16 protein-coding genes are annotated in these 21,126 nt (G+C 69.7%); 7 read left to right on the forward strand and 9 right to left on the reverse strand.

Annotated elements, in window-relative coordinates; translation table 11 throughout:
* Positions 1-295 precede the first annotated feature (295 nt).
* Entirely contained in the window at positions 296-1,912 is a 1,617-nt protein-coding gene (locus ACFXHE_RS13810; protein ID WP_379382952.1) for a cellulase family glycosylhydrolase, read from the reverse strand.
* A gap of 228 nt (positions 1,913-2,140) precedes the next feature.
* On the opposite strand from ACFXHE_RS13810, the gene ACFXHE_RS13815 reads away from it, so the two are divergent.
* The 4 genes from ACFXHE_RS13815 (at position 2,141) to ACFXHE_RS13830 (ending at position 6,674) form a co-directional block, all read left to right on the forward strand.
* Positions 2,141-3,799, forward strand: a complete 1,659-nt coding sequence (locus ACFXHE_RS13815) for a DNA repair helicase XPB (protein ID WP_379382954.1) — start codon at positions 2,141-2,143, stop codon at positions 3,797-3,799.
* 37 nt (positions 3,800-3,836) lie between these two features.
* Positions 3,837-4,505 carry a DUF3239 domain-containing protein gene (locus ACFXHE_RS13820; RefSeq protein WP_379382956.1) on the forward strand — a complete coding sequence of 223 codons (669 nt, stop codon included), beginning with the start codon at positions 3,837-3,839 and terminating at the stop codon, positions 4,503-4,505.
* Positions 4,506-4,568: 63 nt separating this feature from the next.
* Positions 4,569-5,207 carry a LysE family translocator gene (locus ACFXHE_RS13825; protein WP_379382958.1) on the forward strand — a complete coding sequence of 213 codons (639 nt, stop codon included), beginning with the start codon at positions 4,569-4,571 and terminating at the stop codon, positions 5,205-5,207.
* A gap of 63 nt (positions 5,208-5,270) precedes the next feature.
* A complete protein-coding gene (locus tag ACFXHE_RS13830; RefSeq protein ID WP_379382960.1) occupies positions 5,271-6,674 on the forward strand; it encodes a M1 family metallopeptidase in 1,404 nt (467 codons plus the stop codon).
* Between the two features lie 57 nt (positions 6,675-6,731).
* Here ACFXHE_RS13830 and ACFXHE_RS13835 read toward each other — a convergent pair whose 3' ends face one another.
* The 3 genes from ACFXHE_RS13835 to sigJ form a co-directional block, all read right to left on the reverse strand.
* Positions 6,732-7,376, reverse strand: coding sequence for a LysE family translocator (locus ACFXHE_RS13835; RefSeq protein ID WP_379382962.1), 645 nt, complete (start codon positions 7,374-7,376; stop codon positions 6,732-6,734).
* A gap of 223 nt (positions 7,377-7,599) precedes the next feature.
* Positions 7,600-8,784 carry a pyridoxal phosphate-dependent aminotransferase gene (locus ACFXHE_RS13840; protein ID WP_379382964.1) on the reverse strand — a complete coding sequence of 395 codons (1,185 nt, stop codon included), beginning with the start codon at positions 8,782-8,784 and terminating at the stop codon, positions 7,600-7,602.
* 69 nt (positions 8,785-8,853) lie between these two features.
* Entirely contained in the window at positions 8,854-9,783 is a 930-nt protein-coding gene (gene sigJ / locus ACFXHE_RS13845) for an RNA polymerase sigma factor SigJ (RefSeq protein WP_379382966.1), read from the reverse strand.
* Between the two features lie 96 nt (positions 9,784-9,879).
* On the opposite strand from sigJ, the gene ACFXHE_RS13850 reads away from it, so the two are divergent.
* A complete protein-coding gene (locus ACFXHE_RS13850; protein ID WP_379382968.1) occupies positions 9,880-10,461 on the forward strand; it encodes a GNAT family N-acetyltransferase in 582 nt (193 codons plus the stop codon).
* 128 nt (positions 10,462-10,589) lie between these two features.
* Here ACFXHE_RS13850 and ACFXHE_RS13855 read toward each other — a convergent pair whose 3' ends face one another.
* From ACFXHE_RS13855 to ACFXHE_RS13870, 4 genes are all read right to left on the reverse strand, one after another.
* Positions 10,590-11,684, reverse strand: a complete 1,095-nt coding sequence (locus ACFXHE_RS13855; protein ID WP_379382970.1) for a 3-deoxy-7-phosphoheptulonate synthase — start codon at positions 11,682-11,684, stop codon at positions 10,590-10,592.
* A gap of 250 nt (positions 11,685-11,934) precedes the next feature.
* Complete coding sequence (locus ACFXHE_RS13860) at positions 11,935-12,297, reverse strand: PH domain-containing protein (RefSeq protein WP_354830917.1); 363 nt, start codon at positions 12,295-12,297, stop codon at positions 11,935-11,937.
* Positions 12,298-12,316: 19 nt separating this feature from the next.
* Complete coding sequence (locus tag ACFXHE_RS13865) at positions 12,317-13,198, reverse strand: oxidoreductase (protein ID WP_379382972.1); 882 nt, start codon at positions 13,196-13,198, stop codon at positions 12,317-12,319.
* Between the two features lie 331 nt (positions 13,199-13,529).
* Complete coding sequence (locus ACFXHE_RS13870; protein ID WP_379382974.1) at positions 13,530-17,060, reverse strand: amino acid adenylation domain-containing protein; 3,531 nt, start codon at positions 17,058-17,060, stop codon at positions 13,530-13,532.
* Positions 17,061-17,201: 141 nt separating this feature from the next.
* On the opposite strand from ACFXHE_RS13870, the gene ACFXHE_RS13875 reads away from it, so the two are divergent.
* Together ACFXHE_RS13875 and ACFXHE_RS13880 are read left to right on the forward strand one after the other, a co-directional pair.
* A complete protein-coding gene (locus ACFXHE_RS13875) occupies positions 17,202-18,839 on the forward strand; it encodes a (2,3-dihydroxybenzoyl)adenylate synthase (protein WP_379382975.1) in 1,638 nt (545 codons plus the stop codon).
* A 23-nt stretch (positions 18,840-18,862) separates the two neighbouring features.
* The gene (locus tag ACFXHE_RS13880) at positions 18,863-19,732 is read left to right on the forward strand and encodes an oxidoreductase (RefSeq protein ID WP_379382977.1); all 870 of its coding nucleotides are present in this window, start codon (positions 18,863-18,865) and stop codon (positions 19,730-19,732) included.
* 3 nt (positions 19,733-19,735) lie between these two features.
* On the opposite strand, the gene ACFXHE_RS13885 is transcribed toward ACFXHE_RS13880, so the two are convergent.
* Positions 19,736-21,118, reverse strand: coding sequence for a salicylate synthase (locus ACFXHE_RS13885; RefSeq protein WP_379382979.1), 1,383 nt, complete (start codon positions 21,116-21,118; stop codon positions 19,736-19,738).
* Positions 21,119-21,126: the final 8 nt, after the last annotated feature.

Below are 21,126 nucleotides of genomic sequence, written 5' to 3' on the forward strand. Positions count from 1 at the left end.
TCACGGCTGTGAACGCGGTGAGAATACCTGTGTGCGGCCCGCACGCGCATCCGACATGGGGGTTATATCAGAACCGCATGAGTTTCTCAGTGCAGCATGGACAGCCCGCGCATGCCCAGCCACGAGAGATTCACGAGGATGGTGGGGAGGGCACTGAGCAATTGCAGGCTGAAGGCGTTCACGGTCTATACCTCTCGATCGGATCAAACTGGGCGCAGGTCCAACGTTGTCCCTGCGCCCTGTGTCGCTCCCCACCCTCGACTCGTTACATAAGCACATCAACGGATTTCGCGCATCAGCGCGCCGAACCGGTCCCCGATCCGGTGCCCGCCGAGCCACTGGCCGAACCACTGTCGGCCGAGCCGCTGTCCGCCGAGCCACTCGCCGAACCGCTGTCCGCCGAACCCGTCCCGATCGGACCACTGGGCACGGTCGCACCCTTCGACCCCGGCCGGTTGACATAGACGGTCACCGGCGTCGAAGCGTCCGCCTCCACCGTCACCACCCGGGCACCCGCCGCGGAGGTGACATGGCCGCCGTCGACCCGTACCGCGTACCCGTCCGGATAGTGCACGTCCGACACATAGATCTCGGTCGGCCCACTCGCCGGGCGCGGGGTGTACCGGTAGGCGAAGTCACCGGTGTCGGGATCGAAGATCATCCGCCCCGGCGTGCCGGCGGTGGCCTGCGGATAGGTCCGCACCAGCTGCTTGCCGACATCCCCGAGGAAAGGGTCCGGCTTCGGCCCGCCCGCGCCGAACCGCGAGGTGTAGGTCCAGTACTGCCAGCTGACGAAGCGCTCGTCGGCGCGGCTGAGGGTATTGCTCAGCACGGACGCGTCGCCGTCACCGAATTCGGTGACCAGGGTGGGCAACTGGGTGCGGGCGGTGAAGGCGTCGATATTGCTCCAGGTCTTGGCCTGCTGCACCGGGCACAGACCGCGCAGGAAGGTGGGCAGCCCCGAATAGATGGCGAGCTGACTCGGGATGCAGTAGTCGTGTGGCGCGAAGGCGATGTCGGGCGCGCTGATCGGCGGATTCTTGCCCAGATTGGTGGGCATTGTCTCGTTCCAGGTGACATTGGGTTCCCACAGCACCATGAGGTCGCCGTTGCGGCCGCGCACGGCATCGGTCAGCTTCTGCATGGCCGCCTGGTATTTGACGTCGAAGCCCGGACAGCCGTTCGGGAAACAGGACAGGAAGGCCGAACCCGGCCACGGCTCGTTCAGCAATTCGATGCCGAGCGCGCCAGGGTGTCCGCTCACCCGCGCCGCGAGCGCCCCGAGCGCGTCACCCAGGTAGTCGAGCACTCCGTAGGTGTTGTTCCAGACCTCGTCCCAGCCGGAGTTCATGCTGGGCATCAGGTAGTAGAACGGGAAGCCGACATTGGGCTCCAGGCCGCTGGGCCGCGCGTGGATGGCCCATTCGGGAAAGCCGTTGCCGCCCCAGATGTTCGAGAGCCCGTCCTGGTGGTTGTCGAGCAGGGTGTGAATCCCGTACTGCGCCAAGGTGTCCACTACGCCGGCAACGCAATCGAGGTAGGCGGTGTCGACCACGCCCCTGGTCGGCATGAGCGCGTCGAAGGAGACGCCGAGGCGCACGGTGTTGAAGCCGTGCCGCGCGAGCAGCGCCGCATCGTCGGCGGTGACGGTGAGGCCGTCGCCGGGTTCGAGGAAGGGCGGCTCCTTGTCGACATTGTTGACGCCGTGCAGCAGGACGACGCGGCCGCTGTCGTCGACGAACCGCACGCCGTCGGTGTGGAGCCGCGCGAGCGCGGAGCCCGCGGGCGCGGCCTGGGCGACGGCGGCGGGCGCGATCAGCGCACCCGCCAGTGCCGCGGTGAGCAGTCCGCGGATCCAGCGTCCGGCGCGCCCGCGCCCGATCCGGGCCGTGGTGGTCCTGTGTATCGGCATCGCTGTTCAGTTCTTTCAGGTCAATCGTCCAAATGGACATTCGTCCAAGTTTGGAGTGATCGTAGCCACCGAAACTTGGGTCTTGACCGTTTTCGCGAGATCGATCGGCCGCTTCCCGGCCGGTCAGGTGCGCCATAAGCGAAAAGGACGCAGGTCACGTGGCATTGTCGGTGGCTTCCTGGAGAATGGACCAGGCCCATTCGGGCTCGGACAAAGCCAGGAGGTGTCGTGACCGACGGTCCACTCATCGTGCAGAGCGACAAGACGCTGCTGCTGGAGGTCGACCACGAGTCGGCCGATGCGGCGCGGCAGGCCATCGCGCCGTTCGCGGAACTGGAGCGCGCGCCCGAGCATGTGCACACCTATCGGGTGACACCGCTCGCGCTGTGGAACGCCCGCGCGGCCGGGCACGACGCCGAACAGGTGGTGGACGCGCTGGTCAGCCACAGCCGGTACGCGGTGCCGCAGCCGCTGCTGGTGGACATCGTCGACACCATGGCCCGCTACGGGCGGCTGCAGCTGGTCAAGCATCCCGCGCACGGGCTGGTGCTGGTCAGCCTGGATCGCGCGGTGCTGGAAGAAGTGCTGCGGCACAAGAAGATTCAGCCCATGCTGGGCGCGCGCCTCGACGACGACACGGTGGTCGTGCATCCCTCCGAGCGTGGGCGCATCAAGCAGATGCTGCTCAAGATCGGCTGGCCCGCCGAGGATCTCGCCGGATACGTGGACGGCGAGGCCCATGAGATCAACCTGGACTACGAGTCCAGCGACTGGCATCTGCGCGACTACCAGGAAATGGCCGCGGACTCCTTCTGGGCGGGCGGTTCCGGTGTGGTGGTACTGCCCTGCGGCGCGGGCAAGACCATGGTGGGCGCGGCGGCCATGGCCAAGGCCAAGGCCACCACGCTGATCCTGGTCACCAATACCGTGGCCGGGCGGCAGTGGCGGCGCGAGTTGCTGGCCCGCACCTCGCTGACCGAGGACGAGATCGGCGAATACTCCGGTGAGCGCAAGGAGATCCGCCCGGTCACCATTGCCACGTACCAGGTCATCACCCGCAAGACCAAGGGCGAGTACAGGCATCTCGAGCTCTTCGACAGCCGGGACTGGGGCCTGGTCATCTACGACGAGGTGCATCTACTGCCCGCCCCCGTCTTCCGCATGACCGCCGACCTGCAGTCGCGCCGCCGGCTCGGGCTGACCGCCACCCTGGTCCGCGAGGACGGCCGCGAGGGCGATGTGTTCTCGCTGATCGGCCCCAAGCGCTACGACGCGCCGTGGAAGGACATCGAATCGCAGGGCTGGATCGCGCCCGCGGACTGCATCGAGGTGCGGGTCACCCTGACCGACGCCGAGCGCATGGCCTACGCGACCGCCGAGCCGGAGGAGCGCTACAAGCTGTGCTCCACCGCGCGCACGAAACTGCCTGTGGTGGAATCGATTCTGGCCCAGCACCAGGACGCGCCGAGCCTGGTGATCGGGGCCTACCTGGATCAGCTGGACGAGCTGGGCGAGCATCTGAACGCCCCGGTCATCCAGGGTTCCACCCGCAACAAGGAGCGCGAGGAGCTCTTCGACGCCTTCCGCCGCGGCGAGATCCCGGTGCTGGTGGTGTCGAAGGTGGCCAATTTCTCCATCGACCTACCGGAAGCCTCGGTGGCGGTGCAGGTTTCGGGCACGTTCGGGTCGCGGCAGGAGGAGGCGCAGCGGCTCGGACGGCTGTTGCGCCCCAAACACGATGGCGGCCAAGCTCACTTCTATTCCGTGGTCGCACGTGACACGCTGGACGCCGAGTATGCCGCGCACCGGCAGCGTTTCCTGGCGGAGCAGGGGTATGCCTATCGCATCACCGATGCGGACGACCTGCTGGGGCCGACGATAGGATAAGTGGAGGAAGAGCCTCCATAAGGCGGGAGGGACGCACGTGCGGCGCTTCGAATTCGCGGTGGATCGCGACCATGCCCGGGCGGTCAACGAGGTCGTCGCGTACCTGCGGCGGCTTCGCATCTGGGCGTACAGCGCGGCCGTCGGGCTGGGACTGGGCACGGCATTCCTGATCTGGGTGAACCACCCCTGGTCCTGGCTGCTGGCGGTGGCGTTCCTGCTCGCCGCGGTGACCGCGCTGTTCATCGGGTACTGGACGCCGCATCGGGGCCGGGTGGACAAGCTGTACGCCGCCGGCGATCTGGTGCCCGCGGTGGTGTCGGAGACCCACGGGAACGGGGCCACCCTGCTGGCCCTGGTCGATCTGGCCAAGCCGAATACCGCGGGTCCGCGCTACGCGCTGGTGACCCGCACGGTCCGCTCACTACCCGGGCATCGGGCCCGGGCCGGGGAGCGCGTGCCCGCGGTGACCGTGCGGGTGGACCGCGCGCCCGGCCCGGTCGGAGATCTGTGGCAGTCGGTGAGCGCCATGCCCATTGCCTGGGGCACCCGGGATCTGAACATCATCGAGCGCGCCCGCGGGGCCATCAACGAGGTGGAGTGGAAGCTGCTCACCGACAATCTGGACCTGGCCACCAAGGTGCGCGGCGCGGACGCCAAGCGCCTGCTGCTGGACCCGCAGCAGCTGCCGGAAGAACTGCGCGGCTGAACAATCCGGGCGACAGGCAACAATAAGGGCGACAGGCGCGGCCGCCGAAAATAGAATGATCGGATGATTCCCGCCGCGAACGTGCTGGCGTTTCTCGTCGCATCCATTGTCATTGTCATAATCCCCGGTCCCGGTGTGCTTTTCGTGATCGGCCGGGCGCTGACCTACGGGCGGCGCGCGGCACTGCTGTCGGTGCTGGGCCATTCGGCCGGCGTCATGGTGGTCCTGGGGCTGGTGGCCGCCGGGCTCGGCGCCATTCTCGCCGCCTCGGCCATCGCGCTCTCGATCGTGAAGCTGGCCGGCGCGCTGTACCTGATCTACCTGGGCATCCAGGCCGTCCGGGAACGGCGTTCGCTGCGCGAGGCCTTCGAGGCGAAGGTCGAGCCCATGGAGAACGGCCGGGTACTGCGCCAGGCGGTGCTGGTCGGGCTGACCAATCCGAAGGCCATCATCTTCTTCTCCGCGGTGCTGCCGCAGTTCGTGGCGCCGAAGGCGGGCGCGGTCCCGGTGCAGATGCTGATCCTGGGCGGGCTGTTCCTGGTGGTCGCGCTGATCTCGGACTCGGTCTACGCCCTGCTGGCGGGTACCGCGCGGAACTGGTTCGCCCGGTCACCCAAGCGGCTGGAGGTGGTCGGCGGCGCGGGCGGCGTGATGATCATCGGACTGGGCGCGAGCGTCGCCGTGTCGGGCACCGGTAACTGAGGGGTGCGCCGATTAGCATCGGGCTGGTCGGCGGTCGATCACGGAAAGGGGTCGGTGCAGCGCATGAGGCGGAACTGGCGGTACCTGGCGGTGGGGGCGGTACTGCTGGCGGGCGCGAATGCGGCTCCCGCGCAGGCGGATTCGGGTGACCCGCTCGCCGGCTCGCCCGGGCTGGGCGATCCCTACTACCCGATGGACGGCAATGGCGGCTATCACGCCGACCATTACGACGTCACCATCTCCTACGATCCGCCGTCCCATCAGCTGACCGGGTCGACCCGGATCGACGCGGTGGCCACGCAGGCGCTGCGCACGTTCAACCTGGATTACAGCGGGCCGGCGATCTCCAAGGTGACGGTCAACGGGCTGCCGGCCTGGTTCGACCGCACCGATGAGCACGAACTGGTCGTCACGCCCCTGATCCCGCTCCTGCCCGGCCTGCCGTTCACCGCGCAGGTGCAGTATGCGGGCGCGGCCACCGGCACCGATGGCGACGGGTGGTGGTTCTCGCCCAGTGGCGGGGCTTTCGTTGCGGGCGAACCGCATTCGGCGAGCGCCTGGTACCCGCTCAACGACACGCCCTTGGACAAGGCGACTTTCACGCTGCACGCCACCGTGCCGCAGGAGTGGGAGGTGATGTCCAACGGCGACAAGGTGTCCGACACCGTGCAGGGCGCGGACCGCACCGTCTCCTGGGAGATGCGCCAGCCGGTGGTCGGCTACCTGACCACCATCGCCATCGACCGGTTCCAGTTCCTGGAACAGCGGCGCGCCAATGGCACTCCACTGCTGAGCGCGTTCGCGCCGGACGCGTCGAAGGCCAGGGAGGTGGAGTCGCGGCTGCCGGAGATCCTGGACTTCCAGGAGCAGCTGTACGGGCCGTACCCGTTCGACACCGGGGGCGGCATCTACGTCGACACCGATCTGCAGTTCTCGCTGGAGACCCAGACCCGGCCCATCTACGCGCCCTGGACCGATCTGGACACCGTGGTGCACGAGATCACCCATCAGTGGTGGGGCGACTCCGTGTCGGTGAAGCAGTGGTCGGACGTCTGCCTGAACGAGTGCTTCGCCAGCTACACCGCCGACTACCTGTGGCCGGAACGCAAGGACGGCAAGGACGTCGACGCCGAGTACCGGGGGACCGTCGCGAAATACCATGACGATCCGAAGTTCTGGGAGATCCCGCTCCAGAACCCCGGCAAGGGCAGCGAATTCACCTCGGTCTACTACCGCGGCCCGCTGTTCCTGCACGCGCTGCGCCGCACCATGGGCGAGGACGCCTTCTTCCCGGCGGTCCGCGACTTCGTCATGGGGCACAAGTACGGCAATGCCTCCATGCCCGAGTTCCGCGCGTTCATGCAGACCCGCACACCCCGCGATCTGAATGGCTTCTTCACCGCCTGGCTCGACCGCACCGACCGTCCCGCCGACGAGTTCCTCTACCCCGGCAGCCTGCGCGCGTGAGACGTTGCCCGCCGCGGGAATTCGCGGCGGGCCACCGCAACGGCGACCGTGCTCCGGTCAGGCCGGAAGCGGGCGGGTGCGGTCCGACAGCACCAGCGCGGCCATGGCGCCGAGCACCGAGCCGGTGACGAACCGCTGCGCCCGCAGCCAGAGCGGCCGCCGCGCCAGGAAGGTCGAGATGGCGCCCGCGCTGAGCACGATCAACCCGTTCACGGTGATGGCGATGCTGATCTGCACCGCGCCCAGGCAGAGGCTCTGCAGCCACACCCGCCCGTGCGCGGGCACCACGAACTGCGGAATGAGCGCCATGTACAGGATGGCGATCTTCGGATTCAGCAGATTGGTGACGAGACCCATGGTGAACAGCCGCCGTGTCGGATCCGCGGGCAGCTCCGTCGGCGTGAACAGTGAAACCCCGCCGGGCCGGAACGTCTTCCACGCCAGATGGAGCAGGTACACCGCGCCCGCCACCTTCAGCGTCAGATACAGCGCGGGCACCATGGCGAACACCGCGGTGATCCCCGCGGTCGCGGCCGCCAGATACACCCCGAACCCGACCGCCACCCCCGCCAGCGACACCAGCCCTGCCCGCCGCCCCTGCGACACGGTCCGCGACACCAGATACATCATGTTCGGCCCCGGCGTGAGCACCAGCCCCAGCGCCGCCGCGGCCACCCCCAGCACCGCACTCGTCTCGATCACCCGGCCAATTCTCCGAGCCCCACCCACCCGTTGTCGCGGTCCACTCACCACCATCTGGACCCCGAACCCGGAAATCACGCACAGCCGGATCGGCGCCGTCAGTTCAAGTCGTCGAAGCGGAGTTCGGCGGCGCCGCCGAGGTTGCCGTACCAGGCGAGGTGGCCGCCGGGGCCGACAACGCCTCACAACCGTACGGCGCGCTGCCGCATTCCGAAGTCCGGCGTCAGCGGATAACGTCGGCGGTGTGGCCCGCGCGCAGGCGGCGGACACCCTCGGCGATGGTCTCCTCCTTCTTGCAGAAGGTGAAGCGCACCAGGTGGTTCCAGGCGGCCTTGTCGTCGGCGAAGACGCTCACCGGCACCGCGGCCACGCCGAGGCGTTCGGGCAGCTCCTTGCAGAAGGCGTAGGCGTCGGTCGCGCCCAGCGGCGTGATGTCGGCGCACACGAAATAGGTGCCGTCACTGCGCTTCACGCCGAACCCGGCGTCGGCGAGCGCGGCCGAGAGCCGAAGTCGCTTCTCCGACAGCGTGTCCCGCAGCGCGGCCACCCACCGCTGCTCGGTGTTCAGCGCGTGCGCGACCGCGGGCTGGAACGGCCCGCCGCCGACGAAGGTGAGGAACTGCTTGGCGGCGAGCACCGCGTCCAGCAGCGGCGCGGGCGCGCAGGCCCAGCCGATCTTCCAGCCGGTGACGCTGAATGTCTTGGCGGCGCTGGAGATCACGATGGTGCGCTCGAACATGCCGGGCAGGGTGGACAGGCTGATGTGCTCGTGCCCGTCGTAGTAGAGGTGCTCGTACGCCTCGTCCGACATGACGTACAGGTCGTGTTCGATGGCGATGTCCGCGATGGCGGTGAGGTCGGCACGCGAGAGCACGGTCCCGGTCGGGTTGTGCGGCGAATTCAGCAGCAGCAGCCGGGTTTTCGGGGTGATGGCGGCGCGCAGGCTGTCCAGGTCGAGGGCGAAGCCGTCGCCGTCGGGCACCAGCCGCGCGGTGCGGCGCCGCGCCCCGGCCAGCGCGATGGCGGCGGCGTAGGAGTCGTAGTAGGGCTCGATGAGCACCACGTCCTCGCCGGGTTCGACCAGTCCGAGGACGGTGGCCGCGATGGCCTCGGTGGCGCCGACGGTGACCAGCACCTGGGTGTCCGGGTCGTAGTGGGTGCCGTAGCGGCGGGCCCGGTCGGCGGCGATGGCCTGCCGCAGGACGAGCACGCCGCGGCCGGGCGGGTACTGGTTGAACCCGTCGGCGATGGCCTGCCGCGCCACCTCGAGCATGCCCGCGGGGCCGTCGCTGTCCGGGAAACCCTGACCGAGGTTGACCGCGCCGTGGCGCACGGCGAGCTCGGTCATCTCGGCGAAGATCGTCGACGCGAAGGGCTGCAGTCGGGCGACGGTGGGAATGCGCGGCATGTCCGGAGCCTAATCCATCGGCGAAAACGGCCCGCGACGGTGAATTACCTCACAGCGACGGGCCGCGGTTCACTGCGGCAGCCGGATACCCGTCAGCTTGGCGGGGTTCACCACGTCGTAGACGCCCCACACCCGGCCCTCGCGCACGGTGAAGGCGTACACGCGCTGTGGGTTCCCGGCGGACCCGTTCTCGGCCGGGATCGCGTGCGCGAGGATTCCCCACTGCCCGTTGACCAGCACCGGTTCGAGCTGCCGGGCGGGTCCGATGTGCTCGGCGTCGAAGAGCCCGAATCGGCGCCACAGGCCCAGCCAGAGGCGGACGTTCTTGTCCACGCCCGCAACCACATTGATGGCGGTGGACACGGCGCCACCGCCGTCGCCCACGGTACGCACGTCCGGGTGCAGCGCGGCCACGATGGCGTCGACGTCGCCGCTGCCCAGCGCGGCGAGCAGTCGCTGCACCGCGGCATTGTGCTCGTCGTCGGTGACCGGGGCGGGCGCGGCCGCCACCGCCTTGCGGGCCCGGGTGGCCAGCTGTCGCGCGGAGTCCACGGAAATGCCCAGGATGTCGGCGATTTCGCTGAACGGCACCGAGAAGCCGTCGTGCAGAACGAATGCCACGCGCTGCGGCGGGGTCAGCGTGTCCAGCACCACGAGGGCGGCGAAGCGGAATTCCTGTTTGCGCACCACGGCCGCCAGCGGGTCGGGGGTGCTGGAGGGCGTCACCGCGCTGACGACCGGCTCCGGGAGCCATTGCCCCACATACTTTTCCCGCCGGACCGCGGCGCTGCGCAACCGGTCCAGGCAGATGCGGCCGACCACCGTGGTGAGCCAGGCGCGCAGATCCTCGATCTCGGATTGGCGGGCCACCGCGAGCCGCAGCCAGCTCTCCTGTACCGCGTCCTCGGCGTCGCTGACGCTGCCGGTGAGCCGGTAGGCCACCGAGAGCAGATGCGGCCGATGCGTTTCGAACAAGTCGGCAAGGAGAGCGGCAACCATCGGATCGATCCTACGGCCGGGCTCCGACAGCCTCCGCACCGCCCCGGTGGCCAGAACCCGCTGTGCCCGCGCACGTTTCCGTGACAGCATGACCGCATGGACGCGGAATTCCTCTCCGACGGCGTGGTCCGGCTGTCGCCGCCCGCAGTTTCCGACATCGACGCCATCACGGCCCTGTGTCAGGAACCGTCCATCGGCGCCTGGACCACCATGCCGGTCCCCTATCACCGCGCCGACGCCGAGAAGTTCATCTACGACATCGTGGGCCCGGGCTGGGCCACCCGCAGCCCCACCTGGGCGCTGCGCCGCGCCGCGGACGGGCCGGTGGTCGGCATGATCGGCCTGACCGTGCCCAATCGCCGCCGGGACGAGGACACCGCCGAGATCGGCTTCTGGCTCACCCCCGCCGCCCGCGGCGAGGGCCTGATGACCCGGGCCGCGCTCCTGGTCACCGCGGCGGGTCTGGATCCTGCCGGGCTGGCCTTCGAGCGGCTGGAGTGGCGCGCCTTCGTCGGCAATCACGCCTCCGCGGCGGTGGCCCGCCGCGCCGGCTACCACTACGAGGGACTGCTGCGCGGCGGCTCGCTCCAGCGCGGCGTCCGCCGCGACACCTGGGTGGCGGGCCGCCTGCGCGACGACCCCGCGACGCCCAGCCCGCACTGGCCCGCGGGTGTCTGACACACCCGGAAACAGGTTCGGCGCACACCCGCCGGACTGGGTGTGCGCCGAACACAGTGTGCACGCCGGACTCGTTCCGTGCGAGGTGAACTCGCAACGAGCGGGTGCTGGTCAGATGGCCGGGCCGGTTAGCCGCGGGCCTCGCGGCGGCGGGTGACGGCGTCGGCGAGCCGGTCGAGCTGGGCCGCGGTGGTGTCCCAGTCGATGCAGGCGTCGGTGATGGACTGCCCGTAGGTGAGCGCCTCCGGGTGGCCGAGGGTGAGGTCCTGGCGGCCCGCCACGATGAAGGACTCCATCATGAGACCGACCACGGTGTGCTCGCCCGCCGCGATGCGCTCGGCGAGATCGGTGACGACATCGATCTGCTTGTTGTGGTCCTTGTTGGAGTTGCCGTGCGAGGCGTCCACGACCAGCCGCTGCGGCAGCGACGACTTCTCCAGGCGCAGCAGGGCTTCCGCGCAGGAGGCGGCGTCGAAGTTGGGGCCGTTGCTGCCGCCACGCAGGATGACGTGGCAGTCCGGGTTGCCCGCGGTGCGGATGAGCGCGGAACGCCCGTCCAGGTCGGTGCCGGGGAAGACGTGCGAGGCGGCCGCGGCGCGCACGCCGTCCACCGCGACCTGCACGTCGCCGTCGGTGCCGTTCTTGATGCCGACCGGCATGGACAGCGCCGAGGACAGCTGCCGGTGCACCTGGCTGGCCGCGGTCCGCGCGCCGATCGCGCCGTAGGCGACCAGGTCCGCGATGTACTGCGGGGTGATCGGGTCCAGGAACTCGCACGCCACCGGCAGCCCCAGCGCGGTGATGTCGACCAGCAGGCGACGGCCCAGGTCCAGGCCGGTGTTGATGTCGAAGCTGCCGTCCAGGTGCGGGTCGTTGATGAGACCCTTCCAGCCCAGCGTGGTGCGCGGCTTCTCGAAGTAGACGCGCATCACCACGTGCAGCCGGTCGTCCAGCTCGGCGGCCTTGGCGGCGAGCCGGCGGGCGTAGTCCATGGCGGCGTCGGGATCGTGCACCGAGCACGGGCCGACGATCACCATCAGGCGGTCGTCGGAGCCGTTGAGCACGTCGACGGTGGCCTTGCGGCCGGCGCGCACGGTGTCGGCGAGGGTGTCGTCGATCGGGTGGGCGGCACGGATCTCACGGGGCGACCGCAGCGGGCTCACGCTGAGCGTGCGCTGATCGTCCAGATCGGCATGCCGTTCGAGATCGGCGGTGGTAGTCATGGGTTGGTTTCCTGTCCCAGGCCGACCCACGGAGAGTTGTTCGAAACCCCTTCGAGCCGGTCTGTTCTCGTCCGGCTCGGGGTGGAGGATGTCAGCGCAGGTTCACGCCGCGCGACCCACCCGGGGCCGGCTGGCTAAACCAGAAATACACACGCTGCATGCACCGGACTGTACCAGAGATCCCGAATCGCGCCTGTGGCGTGGAACACCATCGATGGGACCAACATCCCAAATACTGGGACGAACCAGGTCAGCGCAGGATGTAGTGCAGGATCACATCGTGCACGTGGCGGGTCTTCTCGTCGCCCCGGAACTCCACCTCGTAGGTGTGGTGCCCGGTGCTGATGGCGATGTGCCCGGAGGAGAAGAACTGTCCCGCGAACGACTTGTTGGTCAGGATGCTGACGCTGGAGATCCGCGCGTACGGGATGCTCGTGATGGCGATCTTCTTCCCGACGAACGAGTTGTCCTGGATGACGACCCGCCGGTCGGTGATCCCCAGGAAGCCGGTGCCCACCCCGATGGCGTCGTACACGGCCAGGATCTGTTCACCCGGCAGCAGTCCCTGCTGGATCTTGTCGAGCTGATCCCGCCGGTCGAATGGAATGCTCATCAGTTCTCCGGCCTCCGGGTCAGCGGCGAACGAACGGATAGGTGACCTTGGTCAGTTGCTCGGACAGCTCCCACAGCCGCCGCGCCATCACCTCGTCCTTGGAGGCGGCGGTGGAGGTGCTGGGCCCGGGGTAGCCGCGCATGCCGCGCAGCCCGGTCGGGCCGTAGAAGCCACCCGGCTCGACCTCCGAGGTGGCGGCGAACAGCGTTGGCAGTGCGCCCATTTCGGCGCTCTGCGCGAACAGCCGGTTGCCGATGGACATGAGCGTGTCGTACAGGGATTCGGTGTGCCCCTGCAGCTCGGTGGCGGCGTAGCCGGGATGCGCGGCCACCGACACCTTGGTGGATCCGGCGGCCGTCAGACGGCGCTGCAGTTCCCGCGCGAACATGAGATTGGCCAGCTTGGACTGCCCGTAGGCGGCCCAGCGCTGATAGGAGCGCCGCTCCCAGTTGAGATCCTCGAGGTCGATGCGGCCGATGGCGTGCATGCCGCTGGAGAGCGTGACCACCCGGTCGCGAATCTTGTCCAGCAGCAGCCCGGTCAGCGCGAAATGACCGAGATGGTTTGTGCCGATCTGCATTTCGAAGCCCTCGGCGGTGCGCTTGAACGGCACCGCCATCACGCCCGCATTGTTGATCAGCACGTCGGCGCCGTCGACGGAGTCGGCGAACTCGTGGATCGAGGTCAGGTCGGCCAGATCCAGCCGGCGCACCTGGGCATTGGGGCCGATCTCGTCGGCGACGGCCCGCGCCTTGACCTCATTGCGGCACGCCATGATCACGCGCGCCCCGGCGCCGGCGAGCGCACGCGCGGTGACCGCGCCCAGCCCGCTGTTGGCGCCGGTCACGATGACCGTCCGGCCCGCCTGATCGGGGATGTCGGAGATGTCCCAACCACTCACGAGGTCGAGTCTAGGGGCGCGGGGGCGTGCTCGTCTGATCTCGGCGCGAACCGCTCCCGGATTCGGAATTTGCCGACGCCTACCTCGGGCGCTCCGGCGCGGCGTGTCCGCCTCGCCGTCGAACCTTCGACCTGCCCGAGCGGTAGCTTCCGCGACCATGGACACCCTGATACTCCCGGGTTTGCTGGGCGTTCTGTGCTGATCCGACGTTCTGGTGCTGATCCGACGTTCTGGTGCTGATCTGACATTGCGACCGCCGCGGACACCGAGGCCACCGTCACCGAGAGCGGCGGTGACGGATTCCCGGGTCGGATCCAGTACCGGCCGGCGGTCAGGACAGGGCGAGGACCTCGTCGTCGGACATGGCGGCCACCTCCAGGTAGAGGCGGGCCACCTCGTCCAGCCGGCCGGCCGCGCCGGCGCGCTCCTCGCGATCCAGCAGGCGGCGGGCCAGTCCCGCGACCGTGCGGGCCGCGAAGAAGTCGGCGACCACGGTGTCCGGGGAATCCAGCCAATCCCGCACGCGGGCGACGACCGCGGTCGCCAGCACCGAATCGCCGCCGAGGGCGAAGAAGTCGTCGGTCACGCCGACCCGCTCGCGGCCCAGCACCGTGGCGACGATGTCGGCCACCGCGCGCTCGATATCGGTTCGGGGAGCGACGAATTCGCCGTCCCGCTCATCCGCGGCCAGCAGGGTCGCGATGGCCTTGCGGTCCGGCTTGCCGTTCGAGGTGAAGGGCAGCTCGCCCAGCAGGTCGACCCGGGACGGAATCATGTAGGCGGGCAGCAGGTCCGCGGCGGCCGCCAGCAGGGCCGGGACCTCGAGGGTGACGCCCTCGCCCGCCACCACGACCGCCGCGAGTTTCGGTGCGGCCGCGCCGATCACCGCCGCGATGGCGTGCCGTACGCCCGGCAGGGCGCGCAGAGCGCTCTCCACCTCGCCGAGTTCCACGCGATACCCGCGGATCTTGACCTGATGGTCGGCGCGGCCCAGGAACTCCAGGCAGCCGTCCGGCAGGTACCGCGCCAGATCGCCGGTGCGGTACCAGTTCAGGCCCTCGTGGGTGACGAACCGGTCGGCGGTCCGCTCGGGGTCGCCACGGTATCCGGCGGCCACGCCCGCCCCGCCGATCCACAGCTCGCCGGTGACCCAGTCCGGGCAGTCCTGCCCCGAGGGCCCGACCACCCGGCAGCGCACATTGCGGAGCGGAGTGCCGTACGGGACGGCCGACCACTCCTGCGGCACTTCGGCATTCACCACTTCACAGATGGTGGAGTGGATCGCGGTCTCGGTGGCCCCGCCCAATCCGGCGAACCGGCAGTCCGGGGCCACCGCGGCCAGCCGTCCGGGCAGCGCCACATCCACCCAGTCGCCGCCGAGAATGACCATGCGCACACTGTCCACAGGCTTCCCGGCCGCCGCCTCGAGCAGCATGTCCAGCAGGCTGGGGACACAGTTGACCACCGAAACCCGATGCCGCCGAATCATTTCGGCCCACCGCCCCGGCTCGCCGCGCTGTCCCTCATCCAGCGCGACGACCGCACCCCCGGCACTCAGCAGGCCGAAGATGTCGTAGACGGACATGTCGAACTCCAGCGCCGACAGGGCGAGCGCCCGATCGTCAGCGCCGATCCCGAACCGCTCATTGAGGTCGTCGATGGTGTTCATCGCCGCCCGATGCGGCACCTCCACGCCCTTCGGCTGCCCCGTCGACCCCGACGTGAACAGCACATACGCGATGGCCTCCGGATCCGGAATCACGGCCTCGGCCAACGGTTCCGGATACCGCCGCGCCTCGGTCAGCGCCAGCGTCGGCACCCCGGTGACCTCCGCCCCGGCCGTCACCGCTGCCACCACGGCACCGATCCGCACGATCTCGTCCCGGCGCGCCGCGGGCTGATCGAACCCGATCGGCACATACACGCCGCCGGCCGCGAGCACACCCGCGCTGGCCAGGATCTGATCGGGCCCCTTCGGCAACTGCACCGCGACCGCATCACCCGGCCGCACCCCCGCCGCACGCAACGCACCCGCCACCGCGAGCGCCTGCCCGGCCAGCTCGCCATAGGTCAGCACCCGTGCTGCGGAGGCGGACGTGTCCACGAGGTCGTCCTCCCAGACGACCGCGGGCGCATCCGGATTCGCGGCGGCGAACTCGAACAGCCCACTGTGCAGCGCCCGCCCGCTCACCGGACCATCAGTGGCATTCACCCGGGCGCGAACCACCGCCTGCTCCACCGGAATTCGCACCGCCGCCTCGGCATCCCACCCCGCGTCGCGGACCTCCACGTCCGGCTCGTCACTGCCCGCAAGGCGCAGGACGGCGTCGATGTAGCGGGTGAACATGGTCTCGACCATGGCGGGCGGGAAGGCGTCCGCGCGGACGTCCCAGTTCAGCAGGAGGCCACCGCGGACCTCGGTGACCTGGGCATCGAGCAGTACCTGCGGGCCCTGGGAGATGATCCAGACCGGCTCGCCGAAGGTCGCGGTGACCTGGTCGGCGAAGAGTTCGCCGAGATTGATGGCGCTGGTGTAGACGATCGGGGCCAGCACCGGTTCGCCGCGCAGCCGGCCCAGGTCGCGCAGCACCTCGAGGCCGGTGTAGCCGGAATGCGCTCCGGCGGCATGCAATTCACGCTGCAGGGCGCGGGCCCGGTCGGTGACGGTAGCCGGCTCGGTCACATCGACCTTCAGCAACACCGAGGAGGTGAAGTCGCCCACCACCCCGTCCACCTGCGGATGCACCGGTTCCCGATGGAACAGCGGCAGATTCAGCAGGAACCGCCGCTGCGCCGACCACCCGCCGATGGTCTCGGCGAACACCGACGCCAACGCCATCGCGGGGGTGACCCCCCGCGCATGCGCCGCCGCGAACATCCGCGCCTTGGCCTCCGGCGACAGCCACCGATGCAGCCGCACGGTGTGCGCCTGCTCCTGGACCTCGGAGGCGCCCGACAGTTCCGGCGCACCCGGCAGATCCGCGAGCCGCTGCTGCCACCACTCGCGATCGGCGGCGTGTTCCGGTGCGGGACCGGCATGTTCGGCCAGGTACTGCCGGAACGTGTAGTGCTGTGGCGGCAGCTGCTCGCCGTGATAGAGCCGCGCCAGGTCGGCCACCAGGATCCGGTAGCTCATGGCGTCGGCCGCGAGCATGTCCACATCCAGGTGCAGCCGGGTGCGCCCGTCCGGCAGCAGGGTCAGCGCGATATCGACGACCTGGCCGTCCTCCACCGCCATCAGCTGATGAGTCCGGCGCTCCCGCAACGCCTCCAGCGTCCGCTCCACCGATTCGGCGTCGGCCGCGCGCAGATCGGTGACACTCCAGACATCCCGGCCCGGCCGCTCCAGCGTCTGCTGGGTCCCGTCGGGCAGGAACCGCGTCCGCAACATCGGATGCCGCCGCACCAGCCCCTCGACCGCCGCCCGGAGCCGCTCCGGGTCCACCCCGGCCCCGTCGAACTCGACATAGAGATGCGCCGCGACCGCCCCGAGCTCCTGCCCCTCGCCCCGCCCGACCCAGTACGCGTGCTGCATCGGTGCCAGCCCGAACGGACTTCCGTCATCCGGCTTCTCGCTCGCGGCCGCAAGCACATCGTCCGCCGGGTCATTCGATTCCGCCCCGCCGAGGAGGCGGTGCCAGGCGGCGACCGTGGGTTCGGCGGCGAGTTGGGCGAAGTTGACGGCCAGGCCGCGTTTGCGCCAGGAACCCGCGAGTTTCATGGTGCGGATGGAGTCGAGGCCGAGCTCGATGAGGTCGGCGTGGTCGGGGACGGCGACCGGGTCGAGGCCGAGGTGGCCGGCGACGGCGGTGCGGATCTCGTCCCGGGCGATGCTCGCCGCTGGCCCCTGGGGTGACTCCATTTCCGCTGGTACTCCTTGTTCGAGGGGAGGGATGGCGGCTGCCGATCCGGAATTCGGATGTCGTTCGACAGCAGCGTAACCCATTGAGATAGGGTTGCCTAACCTATGCAAGGCCACCCTTACTAGCCAGAGGTCAGAGCTGTGACATCGACCGCATCCGCGGAGACATCGACCGCAAAGCCCGCCACGGACCACCGCGACGGCTTCGTCCCGTTCCCCGACGACCTGGCCGAGCAGTACCGGCGGGCCGGATATTGGGCGGGCCGGCCGCTGGGCGAACTCCTGCGCGACGCGGCCCGGCAGTGGCCCGGCCGACCGGCGCTGCTGGGCGACACCGAGACCTCCTACGCGGCGCTCGATCTGGCGGCCGACCGGATGGCGCACGGCTTCCTCACCCTGGGCATCCGGCCGGGCGACCGGGTCGTGCTGCAGCTGCCCAATGTCCCCGAGTTCGTTCCGGTGCTGTTCGGCCTGCTGCGCGCCGGGATCATCCCCGTGCTCACCCTGCCCGCCCACCGGCGCGCCGAGATCGAGCATCTGACAAGGCTTTCCGGCGCGGTCGGCTACGTGACGGCGGACCGGCTCGCCGACTTCGACTACCGCACCCTCGCCGCCGAGGTGAGCGCGCACGTCCCGGCCCTGCGGCACGTCCTGGTGCTCGGCGACCCCGGCCCGTTCACCGACCTGAATTCCATTCCCGCCGACGGCGATTCGCTGCCGGAGGTCGACGCCTCCGATATCGCGCTCATGCTGGTCTCCGGCGGCACCACCGGCCTGCCCAAGCTCATCGCCCGCACCCACGACGACTACGTCTACAACGCGAAGGCCAGCGCCGAGGTCTGCGAGCTCGGCCCGGACGACGTCTATCTCGCGACCCTCCCGGTCGCCCACAACTTCCCGCTGGCCTGCCCCGGCGTGCTCGGCACGGTGGCCACCGGCGGCGCCATGGCCTTCGTCACCGACCCCAGCCCGGAGAGCGCCTTCGCCGCCATCGAACGCCACCGCGTGACCGTCACCGCGGTGGTGCCGCCGCTGGCCCAGCTCTGGTGCGCGGCAGTGGAGTGGGAGGACGCCGACCTGTCCTCGCTGCGCCTGCTCCAGGTCGGCGGCGCGAAGCTGGCCGAGGTCAACGCCCGCGATGTCGTCCCCGCCCTGGGCGTGCGGCTGCAACAGGTGTTCGGCATGGCGGAGGGCCTGCTCAACTACACCCGCGCCGAGGACTCCGACGAACTGGTCTGCACCACCCAGGGCCGCCCCCTCTCTTCCGCCGACGAGGTCCGCGTGGTGGACGAGCGGGGCGACGACGTCGAAGACGGCGAGGAGGGCGAGCTGCTCACCCGCGGCCCCTACACCCTGCGCGGCTACTACCGTGCCCCCGAACACAATTCGCGCGCCTTCACCCCGGACGGCTACTACCGCAGCGGCGATCTGGTGCGCCGCCTGCCCAGCGGCCACCTGATCGTGTCGGGCCGCATCAAGGACGTCATCAATCGCGGCGGCGAGAACATCTCCTGTGACGAGCTCGAGGAACACCTGCTCGCCTATCCGGGCGTCCGGCACGCGGCCGCCGTGGGCCTGCCCGATCCGGCGCTCGGCGAGAAGGTCTGCGTGGTCCTGGTGACCGCGGGCGACCTGCCGTCACTGGCCGCCGTCAAGGCCTTCCTGACCGAGCGCGGCCTGGCCACCTACAAGCTCCCGGATGTATTGCGGCAGGCCGACGTCCTGCCGGTCACCGCGGTCGGCAAAATCGACAAGAAGGCCCTCGCCGCGCGCTACTGAGCCACACGCCCTAGGGTTCAGCCATGGGCGGGTGGAACACATCGGATATTCCTGACCAGACCGGTCGGATCGTGATCGTCACCGGCGCGACCAGCGGCCTGGGCGAGGCCACCACGCGGGCCCTGGCCGCCGCCGGCGCCCAGGTGATCATGGCCTGTCGCAATGAGATCAAGGCGCAGGCCGTGGCCCGGACCATGCCCGGGACCGTGCAGATCCGCCAGCTCGACCTGGCCGACCTGGCCTCGGTGCGCGCCTTCGCCGCGGGTGTCGAGCGCGCCGATGTCCTCATCAACAACGCCGGGGTGATGGCGGTGCCGAAACAGCGCACCACCGATGGCTTCGAATTGCAGATCGGCACCAACTATCTGGGCCACTTCGCGCTGACCGGCATACTGCTGGACCGGATTTCGGAGCGGGTGGTGAACACCTCCAGCATCACCCACTTCATCGGCCGTATCGATCTGGAGGACCTGAACTGGGAGCGGCGCGCCTACTCCCGCTTCGGCGCGTACGCGCAGTCCAAGCTGGCGCTGCTGCTGTTCACCTACGAGCTGCAGCGGCGGCTGACGCTCACCGGCTCGCCCACGCTGTCGGTGGCCGCGCACCCGGGCTATGCCGCCACCGAGATCAGCTCGGAGACCCAGAACCTGCTGGAGCAGATCGTCGGGCTCGGCAATCGGCTGGTGGCGCAGAGCGCCGAGATGGGCGCTCTCCCAACGCTGTACGCCGCCACCGCCGCGGTCGAACCGGGCGGCTACTACGGGCCGGACCGGTTCAACTGGCGCGGCCACCCCGCCAAGGTCGGCTCCAATGCCGCCTCCCACGACGAGAAGACCGCACGGCAGCTCTGGGAGCTGTCCGAGCGGTTGACCGGGGTCGAGTTCGGCGTCTGACGCTCAAGCGCGCACCACGTACGGCGCGACGCTCCCGAGTTTCTCGCAGGTCTCCTCGAATTCGCGTTCGGGCCGGGACTGCCCGACCACGCCCGCGCCCGCGCGCAGCCACGCGCCCGCGCCGGTCTGGTAGACCGCGCGCAGCACCAGCGTCGCCTCCAGCGCACCGTCGGGTGAAACCGTCACCACCGCACCGGAATACAGGCCGCGCGGATCGTGGTCGAGGCGGAACACCGCATCGACGCCCGCGGCCTTGGGAATCCCGGAGGCGGTGACCGACGGGAACAGCATCTCCAGCGCGTCCCACGGGCTGCGGTCGGCCGCGAGCCGCCCGCGCACCGTGGAGGCCAGGTGCTGCACGCTGCCGCGCTCACGCACGGCCATGAAGTCCGAGACCGCGGTGGTGTCCGGCTCCGCCACGGCCGCGATCTCGGCGAACGAGGTCTGCACCGAAATGGCGTGCTCCACAATCTCTTTCGGATCCCGCACCAGGTCGGCGCGGGCGGCCAGATCGACCTCGCCGCCGCGCCCGAAGGCCCGGGTCCCGGCCAGCGGCTCGGTGGTGACCACCCGGTCCCCGTCCACGGCCGCGACGAGTTCCGGGCTGAAGCCCGCGGCCTCCAGCCCGCCCAGCCGCAACAGGAACGAGCGCGCCGGGGTGTTGTGCACGCGGCCCAGCCGGTAGGTGGCCGGAATGTTCACCGCGAAGGGCAGTTCCACCTTCCGCGACAGAATCACCTTCTGGTACTTGCCGTCCCGGATCTCGGCGACGCCGGTGGCCACCCGGTCCCGGTAGCCCGTGGGATCCACGGTGACGTCGACAGGGTGCGCGACCGGCAGCGGCGTGTCCTGCGCGGCCGCGATCAGCGCGTGGATGTCGCCGGTCTCGGACGGCGTCGCACCCGACACCCGTACCCCCGAGGCGTCGACGCGTACCTCGATGCGCGGAATCATCAGGTGCGCCAGCGTCGCTCGCGGGTGCACGTGCGCGGTCGCGCCCAGCGACCAGGCGCAGAACTCGAATCCGATCCACCCGAACGCATTCCGGCCGTCCAGCGGCAGTGCGGCCAGCGCGCCGTCGACGGCCTGCGCCGGATTCCCCGTCCACGGCCCGGCGGTGGTGCGCCCGTCCCAGCTCACCCGCAGTTCGTTCGCGTCCAGCTCGACGCCGCCCAGCGGGTCAGCCGCGAACACCCATTCGCCGGGCCGCTCGTACACCACGTATTCACCGAAGCGATCCGCCGCCGCGAGCGCGGTGACCGCCGCGACCGGATCGGTGACGTGTTCGCCCCACCGCTGCTCCCCCTCGAGCCGTACCCGTTCGTCAGCGACCGACACCAGACCTCCAAGGTTATGCTTACCTAACTTGAAGAGTGAGGTTAGCATTACCTTTC

Origin of the sequence: Nocardia sp. NPDC059229 (genome assembly GCF_042754165.1) — a bacterium.
Taxonomy (GTDB): Bacteria; Actinomycetota; Actinomycetes; order Mycobacteriales; family Mycobacteriaceae; genus Nocardia.

What these genes read in the sequence shown, in the direction of transcription:
- ACFXHE_RS13810 (WP_379382952.1), bottom strand. Translation starts at nt 1,912, where the DNA reads ATGCCGATACACAGGACCACCACGGCCCGGATCGGGCGCGGGCGCGCC.
- ACFXHE_RS13825 (WP_379382958.1), top strand. Translation starts at nt 4,569, where the DNA reads ATGATTCCCGCCGCGAACGTGCTGGCGTTTCTCGTCGCATCCATTGTC.
- ACFXHE_RS13830 (WP_379382960.1), top strand. Translation starts at nt 5,271, where the DNA reads ATGAGGCGGAACTGGCGGTACCTGGCGGTGGGGGCGGTACTGCTGGCG.
- ACFXHE_RS13840 (WP_379382964.1), bottom strand. Translation starts at nt 8,784, where the DNA reads ATGCCGCGCATTCCCACCGTCGCCCGACTGCAGCCCTTCGCGTCGACG.
- sigJ (WP_379382966.1), bottom strand. Translation starts at nt 9,783, where the DNA reads ATGGTTGCCGCTCTCCTTGCCGACTTGTTCGAAACGCATCGGCCGCAT.
- ACFXHE_RS13850 (WP_379382968.1), top strand. Translation starts at nt 9,880, where the DNA reads ATGGACGCGGAATTCCTCTCCGACGGCGTGGTCCGGCTGTCGCCGCCC.
- ACFXHE_RS13855 (WP_379382970.1), bottom strand. Translation starts at nt 11,684, where the DNA reads ATGACTACCACCGCCGATCTCGAACGGCATGCCGATCTGGACGATCAG.
- ACFXHE_RS13860 (WP_354830917.1), bottom strand. Translation starts at nt 12,297, where the DNA reads ATGAGCATTCCATTCGACCGGCGGGATCAGCTCGACAAGATCCAGCAG.
- ACFXHE_RS13870 (WP_379382974.1), bottom strand. Translation starts at nt 17,060, where the DNA reads ATGGAGTCACCCCAGGGGCCAGCGGCGAGCATCGCCCGGGACGAGATC.
- ACFXHE_RS13880 (WP_379382977.1), top strand. Translation starts at nt 18,863, where the DNA reads ATGGGCGGGTGGAACACATCGGATATTCCTGACCAGACCGGTCGGATC.
- ACFXHE_RS13885 (WP_379382979.1), bottom strand. Translation starts at nt 21,118, where the DNA reads ATGCTAACCTCACTCTTCAAGTTAGGTAAGCATAACCTTGGAGGTCTG.